Raw genomic sequence first — 15,699 nt, 5'->3', positions numbered from 1 at the left:
GGGACCACCCTGGCAGTCTCGGGACCGTGCCGCAGACCGACCCCGGGCCGTTCCAGTTCGACGCCGCCACCGCGGTGACCCGCACCGAGGGCGGGGGCCTGGCGGCCGAGCTCGACCCCGGGTGGGACGTCGGCGGCGGGGTCCTCAACGGGGGCTACCTGCTCGCCGTGGTCGCCCGGGCGGCGCTGACCGCCGGCCCGCACCCGCACCCGGTGGCGCTGTCGGCGAGCTTCCTGCGGCCCACCGCACCCGGCCGCGTCTCGCTCGACGTCACCCCGGGGCCGGCGGGCCGGACGCTGGCGCACTCCGCGGTGGTCCTCGCCGGCGCCGACGGCCCTACGCTCGCGGCCCAGGCGACGACGGCGACGCTGCCCGACGAGCCGCCGGCGTACTCCGCCGCCCCGCCGCCGGGTGCGACGCCCGTGGAGGACTGCCTCCCGGCCGTGGACGACGGTCCGCCGGCCGTGCCGCTGGCGGAGGTGGGGCTGCGGACGCGGGTGCACACCCGGCTGGACCCGGTCACCGCCGGCTGGGCCACGGGCCGCCCCGGCGACGAGCCCCTGGTGCGGGGCTGGGTGCGCCTGGCCGACGGCCGCGAGCCCGACCCGCTCGCGCTGCTGCTGTTCGCCGACGTGCTCCCGCCGACCAGCTGGGCGGTCGGCCGGTTCGGGTGGGCGCCGACGGTGCAGCTGCAGGTGCTGGTGCGCGCGCTGCCGGCGCCGGGCTGGTGCCTGGTCGAGGCGCGGGCGGGTGAGGTCGCCGGCGGCTGGCTCGACGAGGACTACCGCATCTGGGACTCCACCGGCCGGCTGGTCGCGCAGAGCCGGCAGCTGGCCCGCCTGCCGCGCTAGGTGCCCTGGGCCGCTTGGGAGGATCGACGTCGTGCCCACCGTCCCCACGCTGATCACCGACCCCGCCGACGAGCGGGTGGCCGACTTCCGCGACCTCAAGTCCGGTGACCGGCGGCCGGGCACCGAGCGCGGGACCGGGCCGGTGATCGTCGAGGGCGTCCCGGCGGTGGAGCGGCTGCTGGCCTCGCCGTACCGCGTGCGGGCGGTGTTCGGCGTGCCCGGACGGGTGGCCGCGCTGGACCTGCCGGAGGGCGTCCCGGCCTACGAGGCGGGCAAGTGGGTGCTGTCGCAGGTGATCGGCTTCCGGCTGACCCGCGGCGTGCTCGCCTCGGCCGACCGCCGTCCACCGGACGACCTCGACGCGCTGCTGACCGGCCCCGACCCGGCCGCACCGCGGCGCCTGGCCGTGCTCGAGGCGCTCAACGACGCGGAGAACCTGGGCTCCATCGCGCGGTCGGCGGTCGCCCTCGGGGTGGACGGGCTGCTGCTGGACCCGCGCTGCGCCGACCCGCTGTACCGGCGCTCCGTGCGGGTCTCCATGGGGCACGTGCTCGCGCTGCCGTTCGCCGTCCTGCCGGACTGGCCGGGCGGGCTCGACCGGCTGCACGAGGCGGGCTACCTGACGGTCGCGCTCACCCCGGCGCCCGACGCCGTGGACCTCGCCGCGGTCGACCCCCGCGCCCACCCCCGCACGGCGGTGCTGCTGGGAGCGGAGGGCCCGGGGTTGACCGAGGAGGCGCAGCGGGCCGCGCGGGTGCGGGCGCGGATCCCGATGCGGGCCGGCGTGGACTCCCTCGGCGTGGCCGCCGCGGCGGCGGTCGCCTTCGCCACCCTCCGCTGAGCTGGCCCCGTCCAGAGGCTCGCCCCGAGCCTGCGAGCGGTGAGGAGGACGGGGTCCTTTCTCAACCCCGCAGGGAGAAGCGGGCGAGCAGGGCGCGGGCGTCCTCGGCCCGGGCCGGGTTGCACATCACGTCGTAGCGGCCGGCGACGATCGCGCTGGTGCTGGTGAAGTCCCGCCGTCCGCGGGTGGCCGCGTAGCCCATCGCGCCGAACAGCGCGCCGAAGACCAGGCCGATGAGCAGGCCGAGCAGGACCGAGCCCACCCAGTTGCTGCCGCTGGGCGCGAAGATGCCCAGCAGCAGGCCGACGAACAGGCCCCACCACGCCCCGGCCGCGGCGCCGGCGGCGATCGCCCGGCCCCAGGTCAGCCGACCCGTCACGCGCTCGACCTGCTTGAGGTCCGAGCCGATGATCGTGACGTTCTCGACCGCGAACTTCTCGTCGGCCAGGTAGTCGACGGCAGCCTGCGCCTGCTCGTAGCTGTCGTAGGACCCCACCTGCACGCCACCGAGCGGCATGGACACCGAAGCTGACATGGCCCACCTCCTGTCTCTGCTGGAACGGGGGACGCGTCGGCCCTGTTCCGCGGCGGGTCAGCGGTGCCGGCGGACCCCGAAGACGATGTCCTCCCAGGCCGGGATGCGGGCGCGCGGGTCCTCGTCGTCGTCCCCGTCGCCGCCCGGGCGGCCCAGGACGACGGTGTCGTGCTCGGCGATGTCGTCGTCGAACGACGCGTCGGTGCGCCGCTCACCCGTGCGCACGTCCTGCGGCAGGACCGGGCGCACGTGCTCGTCGTCGGCGTCCTCGTCCGAGGCCAGCCGGGAGGAGGACGCGGGGGCGGCGACACCGTCCTCGTCGGGGACGACGGCGACCGGCCGGCCGCGGTGCACCGGTGCGGGCCGCTCGGCGGGCACGTGCGGGACGACGCGGACCAGGCGGGTGCCCTCGGCGAAGTCGGTGGTCGCGGCGTCGACCGGCGTGACGGTGCGGGCGGGGATGTCGTAGGCCCAGCGCGTCACGCCGGACTTGGCGCCGGCCTGCCAGGCGGCGGTGACCTGCCAGGTGCCGTCGGCGGCCCGGAAGGCGTCCCAGCGGACGGCGTCGAGGTCGGCGCCGAGCAGCCGCAGCCGCTCGGACATGAACTGCTGGAGCGGGACCGCCGGCGTGCCGTCGGAGAGCCGGACGCGGGCCTCGCGGGCCTGCTCGGCCACCCGCTCCCGCTCCTGCAGCACCGGGTGGGCGAAGCGCATGATCCGCTCGACCCGGATGCCGGAGGCCTGGGCGACCTGCTCGGGGGTCTCCCCGGCGCGGATGCGGGCCTGGATGACCCGCGGGGGCAGGCTGACGCCGATCTCGACGTCGATCTGACCCAGCCGGCGGGCGTCGCCACGGGCGGCCGCGCGGACGCGCTCGTCGATGGGCAGCTCGAACCGCTCGCCCTCCTCGCCGGGTTCGGCGCCGTCGAGGGCCAGCACCAGGCTCCTCCCGTCGTCGGAGAGCGCCACGAGCCGCAGCGTGCGCATGGGCGGCCTCCTGGTGGTCTGCACGGGTCGGGGCGGCCGGCTCGGCAGAGACGGCTCCGGGTCCCGAGGCTATCCGCGCGGGGCCGGGCGAGGGGGCAGGCTCGCCCGGCGTGGCGCGACTACGGGGCCGCCAGCGGAGTGTGGGAGTGCAGGAAACCCGCCCTCTCACACTCCGCTGCGGCGCTCCTACAGCTTGCCGACGACGAAGTCGATGCAGGCGGTCAGTGCGCTGACGTCGTCGGGGTCGACGGCCGGGAACATGCCCACCCGCAGCTGGTTGCGGCCCAGCTTCCGGTAGGGCTCGACGTCGACGACCCCGTTGGCCCGCAGCACCTTCGCCACCTGCGCCGCGTCGACCGACTCGGCGAAGTCGATCGTCCCGACGACGAGGGAGCGGTGGTCGGGGTCGGTCACGAACGGCGTGGCGTACTCGGACTGCTCGGCCCAGCCGTAGAGCCGGCGGGAGGACTCCTGGGTGCGGGCCACGGCCCCGGAGAGGCCACCGAGCGACAGCAGCCAGCGGATCTGGTCGGCCAGCAGGAACAGCGTCGCGACGGCGGGGGTGTTGTAGGTCTGGTCCTTGCCGGAGTTGTCGACCGCGATCGACAGGTCGAGGAAGCCGGGGACCCAACGGCCGGAGGCCTTGATCTCGCCGACCCGAGCCAGCGCGTCGCCGGACATCAGGGCGATCCACAGCCCGCCGTCCCCGCCGAAGTTCTTCTGCGGGGCGAAGTAGTAGACGTCGGTCTGGGAGACGTCGACCGGCAGACCGCCCGCGGCGCTGGTCGCGTCGATGAGCACCAGCGCGTCGTCGGCGCCGGCCGGGCGCTGCACCGGGGCCATCACGCCGGTGGAGGTCTCGTTGTGCGCCCAGGCGTAGACGTCGACGCCGTCGGTGGCCTTCGGCAGCGCCAGCGAGCCGGGCTCGGCCTTGGCGACGACCGGGTCGGCGAGGAACGGGGCCTCGGCCACACCGGAGGCGAACTTCGCGGAGAACTCGCCGTAGGTGCCGTGGGCGCTGCGCTCGCGGATCAGGCCGATGATCGCCGCGTCCCAGAACGCCGTCGTCCCGCCGTTGCCGAGCACCACCTCGTAGCCGTCGGGCAGGTCGAACAGCTCGGTCAGCCCCTCGCGCACCTGGCGGACCAGGCCCTTGACGGGGGCCTGGCGGTGCGAGGTCCCCATGAGGGTGGCGCCGCTGTCGGCGAGCGCCTGCAGCGCCTCGGGACGGACCTTCGAGGGGCCGCAGCCGAAGCGGCCGTCAGCGGGCAGGAGGTCGGCGGGGATGGAGATGGTCATCCGGGGGGACTGCCTCTCGGGGGTCGGTTGGCCCCGTCCGGAGGCTCGCCCCGAGCTTGCGAGGGGGAGAGGGACGGGGTCCTTCTACTTCTTCAGGCCGGCGTGGCCTCGTCGACGGCCTTGGTCTGGATGGTGTCCCAGCCCTCGACCTCCTCGGGGCGGCGCGGCGCCGGGCCGACGTAGCGCGCCGAGGGGCGCACCAGGCGGCCGGTGTTCTTCTGCTCGAGGATGTGCGCGCACCAGCCGGCGGTGCGGGCGCAGGTGAACATCGACGTGAACATGTGCGCGGGCACCTCGGCGAAGTCCAGCACGATCGCCGCCCAGAACTCCACGTTGGTCTCGATCGGCCGGTCCGGGCGGCGCTCGCGCAGCTCCCTGAGCGCGGCCTGCTCGAGCGCCAGGGCGGCGTCGAAGCGGGGCGCGCCCAGCTGCTGGGCGGCCTTGCGCAGCACGCGGGCGCGGGGGTCCTCGGCGCGGTAGACGCGGTGGCCGAAGCCCATCAGCCGCTCGCCGCGGTCCAGGAGGGCCTTGACGTACTTGTCGGCGTCCCCCTCCTTCTCGACGCCGTCGAGCATGTGCAGCACGCGGGAGGGGGCGCCGCCGTGCAGCGGGCCGGACATGGCCCCGATCGCGCCGGAGAGGGCGGCGGCGACGTCGGCCCCGGTGGAGGCGATGACCCGGGCGGTGAAGGTGGAGGCGTTCATGCCGTGCTCGGCGGCCGACGTCCAGTAGGCGTCGACGGCGGCGACGTGGCGGGGGTCGGGCTCGCCGCGCCAGCGGACCATGAACCGCTCGACGATGGTCGCGGCCTCGTCGATGCGCTTCTGCGGGACGGCGGGGACGCCGATGCCGCGGGCGGACTGCGCGACGTAGGACAGCGCCATCACCGCGGCGCGGGCCAGCTCCTCGCGGGCCTCCCCGGCGCTGATGTCCAGCAGCGGCTGGTAGCCCCAGACCGGGGCGAGCATGGCGAGGGCGGCCTGCACGTCGACCCGGACGTCGCCGGTGTGCACCGGGATCGGGAACGGCTCGGCCGGGGGCAGCCCGGGGCCGAACTTGCCGTCGACCAGCAGCGCCCACACGTTGCCGAAGGTGACCTTGCCCACGAGGTCCTCGATGTCGACGCCCCGGTAGCGCAGCGCGCCGCCGTCCTTGTCCGGTTCGGCGATCTCGGTCTCGAAGGCGATGACGCCCTCCAGCCCCGGCTTGAAGTCGTCGGCCATCTCGCATGCTCCTCTGCGCGCGGGACTCGTGACCCGCTCGGGGCGGGCACACGACTGCGACCAGACCCTAGGCCGTCCGGACACGCCCGGGGCAGCCGGGGCGGGGGGGTGGGCAGGGCCGACTCGGTGTGCGCGCCTGTCGGAACCGCCGGTGACAGCATGGGTCCCGTGCCCGACCTCTCCCGCATGCGCAGGGACTACGAGACGCAGGGTCTGCGCGAGTCCGACCTGGCTCCCACGTGGGTCGAGCAGTTCGACCGGTGGTTCGCCGACGCGGTGGCCGCCGAGCTGCCCGAGCCCAACGCCGTCGTGGTGGCGACCGCGGACGCCGACGGCGCCCCCGACGCGCGGATCGTGCTGGTCAAGGGCTACGACGAGTACGGCTTCGTCTTCGGCACCAGCTACGCGTCGGCGAAGGGCGCCCAGCTGGCGGTGAACCCACGGGCGGCGCTGGTCTTCCCCTGGCACGCGCTGCAGCGGCAGGTGCGGGTCGCCGGCCGGGTGGAGCGCGTCGGCGGCGCGGCCTCCGACGACCTGTGGGACCCGCGCCCGCGCGGCGCCCAGCTGGCCGCGGCCGCCTCGATCCAGTCCACCGTCGTCGACTCCCGCGAGGAGCTCGAGGAGCGGCTGCGCCGGCTGGACGCCGACACCGGGGAGGGCCCGCTGCCGCGGCCGGAGGCCTGGGGCGGCTACCGCGTCGTGCCGGAGCGGGTGGAGTTCTGGCAGGGCGGAGCCGACCGGCTGCACGACCGCATCCGGTTCGTCCGCGACGACGCCGAGGGGGGCGGCTGGGTGGTCCAGCGGCTCGCGCCGTGAGCGCGTCCGGGGACGATCCCCAGCAGTGGCCGGTCGACCCCGTGGAGGGGGCCGGCCCGGTGGAGGAGCCGGTGCCGGCGGAGCCGAGGAGCCGCCGCGCCTGGGCGATCGACACCACGCCGCTGCGCAACGCGAACTACCGGCGGCTGTTCTGGGGCGTCGCGGCGACGATGCTCGGCCAGCAGATGACGCTGGTCGCCGTCCCGTACCAGGTCTACGAGCTCACCGGCTCGTCGCTGCTGGTCGGCGTGACCTCCGTCGTCGCGCTCGTGCCGCTGATCGCCTTCGGCCTGCTGGGCGGCGCGATCGCCGACGCCATGGACCGCCGGCGGCTGATGCTGGTCACCGGCGTCGGCTCGGCGGTGACCAGTGCCCTGCTCGCCGTCCAGGCGCTGCTGCCCGGCGGCGGGAACCTGGCCGTGCTGTGGGTGCTGACCGCGTGCGTCTCCGGCTTCACCGCGGTCAACCAGCCGACCCGCAGCGCGGTCATCCCGGCCCTCGTGGGGCCCGAGGGCGTGCCGGCGGCCAACGCGCTGTCGATGACCGTGCGCCAGGTCGGGGTCATCGTGGGGCCGCTGCTGGCCGGCGTCCTCATCGCGGTCGGGGACCTGCCGATCACCTACGCCGTCGACGCGCTCGGCTTCGTCGTCGCCGTGCTGCTGCTGCGCGGGCTGCCGCCCCTGCCGCCGGGGCACGACGCCGGGCCGCTGCGGCTGGGCGCCGCCGTGCGCGGGGTGGGGGAGGGCTTCACCTTCCTGCGCACCCAGCCGGTGCTGCTGATGACCTTCGTCGTCGACGTGATCGCGATGCTCTTCGCGTGGCCGCAGGCGGTGTTCCCGGAGCTGTCGCAGGGCCGCTACGCCGACTCGCCCAACAGCCTGGGCTGGCTGTTCGCCGGCGTCTCCATCGGCGCGCTGGTCATGGGGCTGACGTCGGGGTGGGTGTCGCGGGTCGACCGGCAGGGCGCGGTGGTGCTGGTCGCCATCGCGGTCTGGGGCGTGGCGATCGTCGGCTTCGGCTTCGCGCCGACGCTGTGGCTGGCGGTGCTGTGCCTGGCGGTCGCCGGCGCGGGGGACATGGTCAGCGCCGTGCTGCGCTCGTCGATGCTGCAACTGGCCGCCCCGGAGCACATGCGCGGCCGGATGCAGGGCGTCTTCATCGTCGTCGTCACCGGCGGCCCGCGGCTGGGCGACCTCCGCGCCGGGGCGATCGCGAGCGCGGCCGGGGTGACCGCCGCCATGGTCTCCGGCGGGATCGTCATCGTGGTCGCGATGGTCGTGGTGGCCCTGGTCGTGCCGTCCTTCTGGACCTTCCGGGCCTCGCGCTCGACGCAGGCGACCGTGCGGGCGGGGGAGTCCCGGCCGACCTCACCAGCCCCCGAGAGTGGCGACGACCGGCCGGGACCGGGTCCTTCCTAACCGGCCCCGCGCCGTTCCGCCCGGGCGGCCCTCTCAGGCCAGCGCGCCGGCGACCACCCGGAGGTCGGCGACGAGGGCGTCGTAGGCGGCGTCGCGGGACTCGTCCGGTGTCCGCAGGATCGCCGACGGGTGCGTGGTGGCCAGCATCCAGGTCTGGTGCGGGGCGTCCTCGTCGTCGTCGGCCGGCTCGCCCTCCGCGGCGGCCACCCCCGGTGCCGTCCACGGGATGAGCTGGCCGCGGTCCTTCGTGATCCGGAACGACGGCGAGATGAGCGCCTTGGCCGCCGTCGCGCCCAGGCAGACGACCACCTCGGGCTTGAGCACCTCGAACTCCGCCTCCAGCCACGGCCGGCAGGCCCGCAGGTGCTCCGGCCCCGGCGTCTGGTGGATCCGGCGCTTGCCCTTCTGCGTGAAGCGGAAGTGCTTGACCGCGTTGGTGACGTACGCGTCCTGCCGCTCGATGCCGGCCTCGGCGAGGGCCTTGTCCAGCAGCCGCCCGGCCGGGCCGACGAACGGCTCGCCCTTGCGGTCCTCCTGGTCGCCGGGCTGCTCGCCGACGAACACGATGCGCGCGGTCTCCGGGCCCTCGCCGAAGACCGTCTGCGTGGTGCCCTGCCACAGCTCGCACGCCGTGCACCCGGCGGCGGCCGAACGCAGGCCCTCCAGCCCGACCCCGGTCGGCGGCTGCGCGGGGACGTTCTCCTGGCTCATGGCCCGATTCCACCGCAGGCGGGCCGGAACCGCAGGGCCTGCGACCGCGGTGGGACGACGCGGTCAGCGGCGTCCGGCTGCGCGGCCGTGACAGCCGCGTGACAGCGCCCCGCGGACGGTGGCCGGCACCGACGCCCGCCCGGGGCGCCCCTGGAGAGGAACTCCCGTGACCATCCGCACCGACCCCGTCCGGCGGGCGCTCACCGCCGGGATCTGGGGCCTGCCCGTGTCCACCGCGCTGCTCGCCGTGGGCACCGTGACCCACCAGCCCGACCCGCGCGCCGACTTCGCCGGCTACGCCGAGTACGTCACCGGGCCGACGTTCCTGGTCAGCCACCTCGGCGCCAGCGTCCTGGGCGCGGCGATCGGCATCGTGGGGACGGCGAGCGTGGCCCTGCTGGCCGCGCGGCCGAGCGGCCGGCCCGGCCGGACCCTCGCCGGTGCCGCCGCGGCCGTGCTGGCAACCGTGCTGAACACGGCCGTGTTCGGTGTCGCGGCGTTCGCCCAGCCGGCCATCGGCCGGGCCGCCCGCGCCGGCGTCGAGGGCATCGAGGCCGTGGACGCCGACGTCTACGGCCCGGAGCTGTTCGCCACCGCCGCGGTGGCGTTGGTCGCCTGGACGGTGGGCGCCGTGCTGCTGGGGGCGGGGATCGGGCGCTGCGGCCCGGGCCTGCGGGTCCCCGGCGTCGTCCTCGCCGCGGCGCTGGTCGTCTTCTACCCCGCCGGCATCGTGGGCAGCGTCGTCCAGCCGCTGGCAGCGGTCGTCGCCACGGTCGCGGCCGTGGCGGTGGCCCGGCGGCTGCCGCGAGTGGCGGAGGCGGCTCCCCTCGAGGCGGTCCCGGCGCGCTGAACCGTGCGCCGGCCGTGGTGGCCGCGGCGCGGCGCGGCCCCGCCGGCGCGCGCGGGCGCACTACGCTGCGCGCCGGTGAACGTCCTCGTCCTCGGTCCGCTGGAGGTCCGGCGGGACGGCGACGTGGTGCCGGTGCGCCGGGGCCGGCCCCGGCGGCTGCTGCTGTCGCTGCTCCTGCAGCGCGGCACGCCGGTGTCCCCGGCCACGCTGGTCGACCAGCTCTGGGGGACCCGGCCGCCGGTCAACGCGGACAACGCCCTGCAGGTCCTCGTGTCCTACCTGCGCCGCGTGCTCGCCGGCGACGAGCTGCGCCTGGAGTGGAGCGCGGCCGGCTACCGGCTGCTGGTCGACCCCGCCCGGGTGGACGCGTTCCGCTTCGAGCAGCTGGTCCGCGGCGCGCAGGCCGCTCCCGAGGCACCCGAGCAGCTGCGGCTCGCCGGCGAGGCACTTGCGCTCTGGCGCGGCCGCCCGCTCAGCGAGGCGGCCGAGGACGACTACGCGCAGGGTGAGATCTCCCGGCTCGGCGAGCTGCGGCTCACTGCCGCCGAGCTGCGCGGCGACGCCCTGCTGGCGATGGGCCGGCACGCCGAGGCGGTGCCCGACCTCGGCGAGCTGGTGCGCGAGCACCCGTTCCGGGAGCGCTTCGCCGAGCAGCTGGTCCTCGCGCTCTACCGGTCCGGCCGGCAGGCCGAGGCGCTCGCCGCCCTGGACCGCACCCGGAGGGTGTTCGCCGAGGAGCTCGGACTCGATCCCGGCCCCGAGCTGCGCCGGCTGGCCGAGCGGGTGCTGCGCCAGGACCCCGGGCTGCTGCCGCCGGTCGGGACCGCGCCGGCCGTCGCGCCGCCGACCGGACCGGCCCCCGCGACCGCCGACGAGGAGCCGGCCGACCCGGCCGGTCGCGCGCCCGCACCGGTGCCGGTGCCGCTGACGGCCCTGCTCGGCCGGGACGACGACCTCGCCGCGGCCGGCGCGGCGCTGGCCGCGTCCCGGCTGGTGACGCTGACCGGACCCGGTGGGGCGGGGAAGACCCGGCTCGCGGTCGAGCTCGCCGGCTCCCGGGCGGGCGAGGCGTGGTGGACCGACCTCAGCGGGCTGACCGGCGCCGATCCGGCCGGCGTCGCCGCCGCCGTGGCCGGCGCCGCGGTCCTGCCCCTCCCGCCGGGCACCGACCCGGTGGACGGGCTCCGGCGGGCGGTCGGGGACCGGCAGGTGCTGCTGGTCCTGGACACCTGCGAGCACGTGCTGGCCGCGGCGGCGGACCTCGTGACCGGGCTGGCCGCCGGCTGCCCGGGTCTGCGGGTGCTGGCCACCAGCCGCCGTCGGCTCGGTGTGCGGGGCGAGCGGGTGCACCCGGTCCCGCCGCTCGGGCTGCCCGGGGAGGGGGAGCGCGACCCGGCTGCGGTCGCGCGGTCGGCCGCCGTCGCGCTGTTCTGCGAGCGGGCCGCGGCGGTGCGGCCGGGCTTCGCGCTCGACGCCGGCAACGCCGCGGACGTCGCCGCCGTCTGCCGGCTCCTGGACGGCCTGCCGCTGGCGCTCGAGCTCGCCGCCGGTGCCGCCGGGGCGCTCAGCCCCCGGACGATCGCCGCGCTGCTCACCGACCGGCTGCGGCTGGTCGGGGGCGGGCAGGGCCGGTCCGGGCGGCACGCGGGGCTGCGCGCGGCCATCGACTGGAGCTACGAGCTGCTCTCTCCCGAGGAGGCGCTCGTCCTCGACCGGCTGTCGGTGTTCGCCGGGCCGTTCCCGGTCGAGGCCGCCGTCGAGGTGGCCGGCGCCGGGCTGCCCGGCGACGCGCTGGAGCCGCTGCTCGCGCTCGTGGCGCACTCCCTGCTCGCGGTCGTGGGAGAGGACCGGTTCCGGCTGCTCGACACCGTCCGGGCGTACGCCGCCGAGCGGCTGGCCGCGCGGGGGCACACGGAGGGCCAGGACGCGCGGGCCCGGCACGCCCGCTGGTACGCCGACCTCGCCCGGGACGCCGACCGGAACATCCGCGGCGCCGACCAGGAAGGGTGGCTGGCCGAGCTGCGCCTGGCCGCGCCGGACCTGCGCGCCGCCCTGACGGCCTGCCTCACGCCGCCCGCGGCCGACCCCGCCACCGGCGCGGCGCTGGTCTGCTCGCTGTCGTGGGCGTGGTCCTTCGACGGCCGGTTCGCCGAGGCGGCCGAGTGGATCGCCGCGGCACTGGCCGCCGGCCCGCACGAGGTCCGGACGACGGCGCTGCTGCGGCTGGCCGCGGGCACGCACGCGGAGTCGCTCGGCCGGCTCGCCGTCGCCGAGCGGGAGTGCACCGCGGCGGCGGAGGTCTTCGCCGACCTGGGGGACGCCCGCAACGAGGCGGAGAGCCTGCTGCACGTCGGCACCGCCCGCTGGGCCCTCGGCGACCTGCCCGGCGCGGCCGCGGCGCAGGACCGCTCGATCGCGCTGTTCCGCTCGGCTGCCGACGACGGCGGCGCGGCGCTGGCCCTCGTGCTGCGGGCCCGCACGGCGCTCGAGGCGGGCGACCCGCAGGGCGCGCGGACGTGGCTGGGCACCGCCGAGGACGTGCTCGCGCGGGCCGGCGACGAGCACCTCACGGCCCTGGCGCTGGAGCAGTCGGCCCGCTGCGCGCTGTTCGTCGGCGACCTGGACGAGGCCGAACGGCTCGGCCTCGCCGGCCACCGCCTGTTCGAGCGGCTCGGCTACCCCGAGGGGGTCGTGGCGGCCCTGCTCACCCAGGGGCGGGTGCGGGCCGGCCGCGGGGACGTCACGGGCGCGCGGGCCCGCTACCGGCAGAGCGTCCGGCGGGCGCTGGAGCTGTCCCACCGGGCGGCCGTCGCCGAGGGGCTCGAGCTGCTGGCCGACACCGCGCGCGCCGAGGACCGCCCGCAGGACGCCGCCCGCCTGCTCGGCGCCGCGGCAGCGCAGCGGGCCCGGTACGCGCTGCCCCTCCTCCCGCTCCAGCAGCGCCTGGTCGGCGCGACCGAGGCCGCGGTCCGCGCTGCGCTGGACGGGGCGTTCGACCGGATGGCGGCGGCCGGACGCGACCGGCCGGTCCCCGAGCTGCTGGCCCTGCTGCCCTGAGCCGGCCGGCTGTCACAGGCCCGACAGCAGCGTGACAGCCGGGTGCGGAGGGTCCGGGACGTCGCGGCACCCCGCCGCGGTCCCGACGTCCCAGGAGTCCGGAATGACCCGCCTGCTGCACATCTCGTCCTCGCCCCGCGGCGAGGGCTCGGAGTCCCTCGCCATCGCCCGCACGTTCCTCGCCACCTACCTCGAGGTCCACCCGGACGCCGTCGTCGACACCTTCGACCTGTGGGACGGCACCCTGCCGGAGTTCGGGCCGGCCGCCGCCGGCGCCAAGATGACCGTGTTCGCCGGGGACACGCCCACGGGGGAGCAGGGCCGCGCCTGGTCGGCGGCCCGGGCGACCTTCGCGCGGTTCGCCTCCGCCGACCGGTACCTGTTGAGCGTGCCGATGTGGAACGCCGGGATCCCCTACGTGCTCAAGCAGTTCATCGACGTGGTCAGCCAGCCCGGCATGGTCTTCTCCTTCGACCCGGAGGCCGGGTACACCGGCCTGCTCACCGGCAAGAAGGCCGCCGTGGTCTACACCAGCGGCGTCTACGGCCCCGGCCGCGGGCCCGCCTTCGGCGCCGACTTCCAGGCGCCGTACCTGCGCGACTGGCTGCAGTGGGCCGGCATCGGCGACGTCGCGGAGGTGCACTTCCGGCCGGACCTCGCCACGGCCGACGCCGACACGGGCCGGCAGGCCGCCCACGCCGAGGCGCGGGAACTGGCGAAGGTCTTCTGAGCCGGCTCCAGGTCCGCCGGGGTCCAGCCGATAGTTTCGGTGACCACCGGTAGACGACGTCCTGGGGAGTGCGGTGCTGGAGTTCGACGGCCTGGTCAAGACCTACGGGTCGCACCGGGTGCTCGAGGGGGTGTCGTTCTCCGTCGCACCGGGCTCGATGTTCGGGTTCTGCGGGGCCAACGGCGCGGGCAAGACCACCACGATGCGGATCGCGATGGGCCTGGCCCGCGCCGACGCCGGCGAGGTCCGCTGGCGGGGCCGGCCGCTGGACCAGGCGGTGCGCCGCCGGATCGGCTACATGCCCGAGGAGCGCGGCCTGTACCCGAAGATGCGCGTCGGTGAGCAGCTGGCCTACTTCGCCCGGCTGCACGGCCTGGACGCCGCGGCCGCCACCCGCGCCGCCGAGCACTGGGCCGAGCGGCTGGGGCTGGGTCCGCGCCGCCGCGACCAGGTGGAGAAGCTGTCGCTGGGCAACCAGCAGCGCGTCCAGCTGGCCGCGGCGCTGGTCAGCCGGCCCGAGGTGCTCATCCTCGACGAGCCCTTCTCCGGCCTGGACCCGGTCGGCGTCGACGCCCTCGCCGAGGCGCTGCTCGAGCAGGTCCGCGACGGCGTCCCGGTCGTCTTCTCCAGCCACCAGCTGGACCTGGTCGAGCGGCTGTGCGACTCGGTCGGGATCCTCGCCCGCGGGCACATGGTCGCCTCCGGCACGGTCGCCGAGCTGCGCCGGCGGGAGGCCGGCCGCCTGCTGCGGGTGGTCGTCCCCGACGCGCCGCAGGGCTGGGCGGCCGCGCTGCCCGGCGTGCGGGTGGTCTCCCAGCAGGCCGGGGACACCCTGCTCGAGCTCGACGGCGGCAGCGACGACCAGGCCGTGCTGGCCGCGGCGCTGCGCACCGGCCGGGTCACCCACTTCGCCTGGCGGGAGCCCACCCTCGTCGAGCTCTTCCGCGAGGCCGTGGCCGATCCGGCCCCCGAGCGCGAGGAGGTGGCGGCGTGACCGAGTTCGGGCGGTCCCCGATGGACACGGTGACCGAGCCGCGCACCCCGTCGAGTGCCGCCCTGGTGCGGCTGGTCGCCGGCCGCGAGATCAGCAGCCGCATCCGCGACAAAAACTTCATCATCAGCTCGATCGTCATCATCGTCCTGCTGCTGGGCGCCATCGCCTTCAACGTCGCGGTCAGCTCGGGCGGCAACGAGGGGCGGCTCGGCATCGTGGGCGACACCGCCCAGCTGGGGCCCGCGATCCGGGCGCAGGGCGAGGCGGTCGGCGTGGACGTCGAGATCGTCGAGTACGCCGACGAGGCCGCGGCCCGGGCCGCGGTCGAGGACGACGAGGTCGACGGCGCGCTCGTCGAGGGCGCCGGCACCGACCCGCAGCTCCTCGTGCGCGAGCGCGACGCGACGATGGAGGCCGTCGTCACCGGCGCGGTCAACAGCGTGGCCATCTCCGACCGGCTGCTCGAGGCCGGCGTCGACCTGCAGACGCTGCCCCAGGTCGCGGTCACCCCGCTCGAGGGCAGCGAGGACGACGGCCAGGCGGTGGTCGTCGCGATCGTCGGCGTCGGGGTCCTCTACGGCCTGCTGATCCTGTTCGGGCAGTTCGTGGCCCAGGGTGTGGTCGAGGAGAAGTCCAGCCGGGTGGTGGAGCTGCTGCTGGCCACCATGCGCCCCTGGCAGCTGCTGGCGGGCAAGATCCTGGGCCTGGGCGTGCTGGGGCTCGGCCAGATCGTCGTCATCGGCGTCGTCGGTGTGGCCGCGGCGCTGGCCTTCGACATCGTCGCGGTCCCCGGCGACCTGATCAGCACCGTGCTCACCGTCGTGGCCTGGTTCGTCCTCGGGTACGCCTTCTACGCGTCGGTCTTCGCCGTGGCGGCGTCCCTGGTCAGCCGGCAGGAGGACCTCGGCAGCGTGCTCACGCCGACGACGATCCTGCTGGTGGTCGGGTTCATCGTGGCCATCCAGGCCGCCGGCGACCCAAGCAGCACGTTGGCCACCGTGACCTCCTACGTGCCGGGCCTCTCGCCGACGGTGATGCCGGTGCGGCAGGCGGCGGGCGAGGTCGCGGCCTGGGAGGTGGCGCTGGCCGTCGTCCTCATGCTGGTGGCGATCGCGCTGATCGTCCGGCTCGGCGGGCGGGTGTACGCCGGCGCGCTGCTGCGCACCAGCGGCCGGACGAAGATCCGGGAGGCGCTGCGGGCCGAGGGTTCCTGAAGCAGGACCGCCGATGGGGGGGGGTGGGGGGGGGTGGGCCGGTGCCCGCCGTCCCCGGGGGGCGGGTGGGGGGGGGGGGGGGGGGGGGGGGGGGGGGGGGGGGGCGGGGGGGGCGCCGGCGGGCCGCGGAGGCGGGCGGCGGCCGCCGCCGCACCCCCGCGGACGGGCGACCC

14 protein-coding genes are annotated in these 15,699 nt (G+C 76.6%); 9 read left to right on the top strand and 5 right to left on the bottom strand.

Annotation, left to right across the window (positions count from 1 at the left end; all coding sequences use genetic code 11):
* Positions 1-26: 26 nt before the first annotated feature.
* Together ACI789_RS03110 and ACI789_RS03105 are read left to right on the top strand one after the other, a co-directional pair.
* Positions 27-851, top strand: coding sequence for a thioesterase family protein (locus tag ACI789_RS03110; RefSeq protein WP_457006680.1), 825 nt, complete (start codon positions 27-29; stop codon positions 849-851).
* A gap of 31 nt (positions 852-882) precedes the next feature.
* Positions 883-1,692: a TrmH family RNA methyltransferase gene (locus ACI789_RS03105; RefSeq protein WP_457006679.1), complete on the top strand. Its 810-nt coding sequence runs from the start codon at positions 883-885 to the stop codon at positions 1,690-1,692.
* A gap of 61 nt (positions 1,693-1,753) precedes the next feature.
* Here the strand turns inward: ACI789_RS03105 and ACI789_RS03100 are convergent, their stop codons facing one another.
* The 4 genes from ACI789_RS03100 to ACI789_RS03085 all read right to left on the bottom strand — a co-directional run bounded on the left by ACI789_RS03100 (position 1,754) and on the right by ACI789_RS03085 (position 5,736).
* Entirely contained in the window at positions 1,754-2,227 is a 474-nt protein-coding gene (locus ACI789_RS03100; RefSeq protein WP_456917106.1) for a general stress protein, read from the bottom strand.
* 57 nt (positions 2,228-2,284) lie between these two features.
* Entirely contained in the window at positions 2,285-3,214 is a 930-nt protein-coding gene (gene sepH, locus ACI789_RS03095) for a septation protein SepH (protein ID WP_457006678.1), read from the bottom strand.
* Positions 3,215-3,400: 186 nt separating this feature from the next.
* Entirely contained in the window at positions 3,401-4,513 is a 1,113-nt protein-coding gene (serC, locus tag ACI789_RS03090; RefSeq protein ID WP_457006677.1) for a phosphoserine transaminase, read from the bottom strand.
* A gap of 92 nt (positions 4,514-4,605) precedes the next feature.
* The gene (locus tag ACI789_RS03085; protein WP_457006676.1) at positions 4,606-5,736 is read right to left on the bottom strand and encodes a citrate synthase 2; all 1,131 of its coding nucleotides are present in this window, start codon (positions 5,734-5,736) and stop codon (positions 4,606-4,608) included.
* Between the two features lie 159 nt (positions 5,737-5,895).
* Here ACI789_RS03085 and pdxH point away from each other — a divergent pair, with 159 nt between their 5' ends.
* Positions 5,896-6,552 carry a pyridoxamine 5'-phosphate oxidase gene (pdxH, locus tag ACI789_RS03080; protein ID WP_457006675.1) on the top strand — a complete coding sequence of 219 codons (657 nt, stop codon included), beginning with the start codon at positions 5,896-5,898 and terminating at the stop codon, positions 6,550-6,552.
* On the top strand, positions 6,549-7,970 hold the full coding sequence (locus ACI789_RS03075; protein WP_457006674.1) for an MFS transporter: 1,422 nt from the start codon (positions 6,549-6,551) through the stop codon (positions 7,968-7,970). Before pdxH ends, ACI789_RS03075 begins: the two co-directional genes overlap by 4 nt.
* Before the next feature lie 33 nt (positions 7,971-8,003).
* Here ACI789_RS03075 and ACI789_RS03070 read toward each other — a convergent pair whose 3' ends face one another.
* Complete coding sequence (locus ACI789_RS03070) at positions 8,004-8,681, bottom strand: UdgX family uracil-DNA binding protein (protein ID WP_457006673.1); 678 nt, start codon at positions 8,679-8,681, stop codon at positions 8,004-8,006.
* A gap of 166 nt (positions 8,682-8,847) precedes the next feature.
* Between ACI789_RS03070 and ACI789_RS03065 the strand changes: the two genes are divergently transcribed.
* The 5 genes from ACI789_RS03065 to ACI789_RS03045 all read left to right on the top strand — a co-directional run bounded on the left by ACI789_RS03065 (position 8,848) and on the right by ACI789_RS03045 (position 15,526).
* Positions 8,848-9,531: a hypothetical protein gene (locus tag ACI789_RS03065; RefSeq protein ID WP_457006672.1), complete on the top strand. Its 684-nt coding sequence runs from the start codon at positions 8,848-8,850 to the stop codon at positions 9,529-9,531.
* Positions 9,532-9,606: 75 nt separating this feature from the next.
* Positions 9,607-12,588 (top strand): BTAD domain-containing putative transcriptional regulator, encoded by a 2,982-nt coding sequence (locus ACI789_RS03060; protein WP_457006670.1) that lies wholly within the window; start codon positions 9,607-9,609, stop codon positions 12,586-12,588.
* 103 nt (positions 12,589-12,691) lie between these two features.
* Positions 12,692-13,318, top strand: a complete 627-nt coding sequence (locus ACI789_RS03055) for an FMN-dependent NADH-azoreductase (protein WP_457006669.1) — start codon at positions 12,692-12,694, stop codon at positions 13,316-13,318.
* Between the two features lie 73 nt (positions 13,319-13,391).
* Positions 13,392-14,312, top strand: a complete 921-nt coding sequence (locus ACI789_RS03050) for an ABC transporter ATP-binding protein (RefSeq protein ID WP_457006668.1) — start codon at positions 13,392-13,394, stop codon at positions 14,310-14,312.
* Complete coding sequence (locus tag ACI789_RS03045) at positions 14,309-15,526, top strand: ABC transporter permease (RefSeq protein WP_457006667.1); 1,218 nt, start codon at positions 14,309-14,311, stop codon at positions 15,524-15,526. The genes ACI789_RS03050 and ACI789_RS03045 overlap by 4 nt, the downstream gene beginning before the upstream one ends.
* The last annotated feature ends 173 nt before the right edge of the window (positions 15,527-15,699 follow it).

The sequence above is a fragment of the Geodermatophilus sp. SYSU D00965 genome (genome assembly GCF_054050075.1).
The sequence above is the reverse complement of the archived record's forward strand: the minus strand, read 5'-3'. Positions and strand labels throughout refer to the sequence as shown.

Excerpts from the sequence above, each read along its gene's own strand:
- ACI789_RS03100 (WP_456917106.1), bottom strand. The coding sequence starts at position 2,227 with ATGTCAGCTTCGGTGTCCATGCCGCTCGGTGGCGTGCAGGTGGGGTCC.
- sepH (WP_457006678.1), bottom strand. The coding sequence starts at position 3,214 with ATGCGCACGCTGCGGCTCGTGGCGCTCTCCGACGACGGGAGGAGCCTG.
- serC (WP_457006677.1), bottom strand. The coding sequence starts at position 4,513 with ATGACCATCTCCATCCCCGCCGACCTCCTGCCCGCTGACGGCCGCTTC.
- ACI789_RS03085 (WP_457006676.1), bottom strand. The coding sequence starts at position 5,736 with ATGGCCGACGACTTCAAGCCGGGGCTGGAGGGCGTCATCGCCTTCGAG.
- pdxH (WP_457006675.1), top strand. The coding sequence starts at position 5,896 with ATGGGTCCCGTGCCCGACCTCTCCCGCATGCGCAGGGACTACGAGACG.
- ACI789_RS03070 (WP_457006673.1), bottom strand. The coding sequence starts at position 8,681 with ATGAGCCAGGAGAACGTCCCCGCGCAGCCGCCGACCGGGGTCGGGCTG.
- ACI789_RS03055 (WP_457006669.1), top strand. The coding sequence starts at position 12,692 with ATGACCCGCCTGCTGCACATCTCGTCCTCGCCCCGCGGCGAGGGCTCG.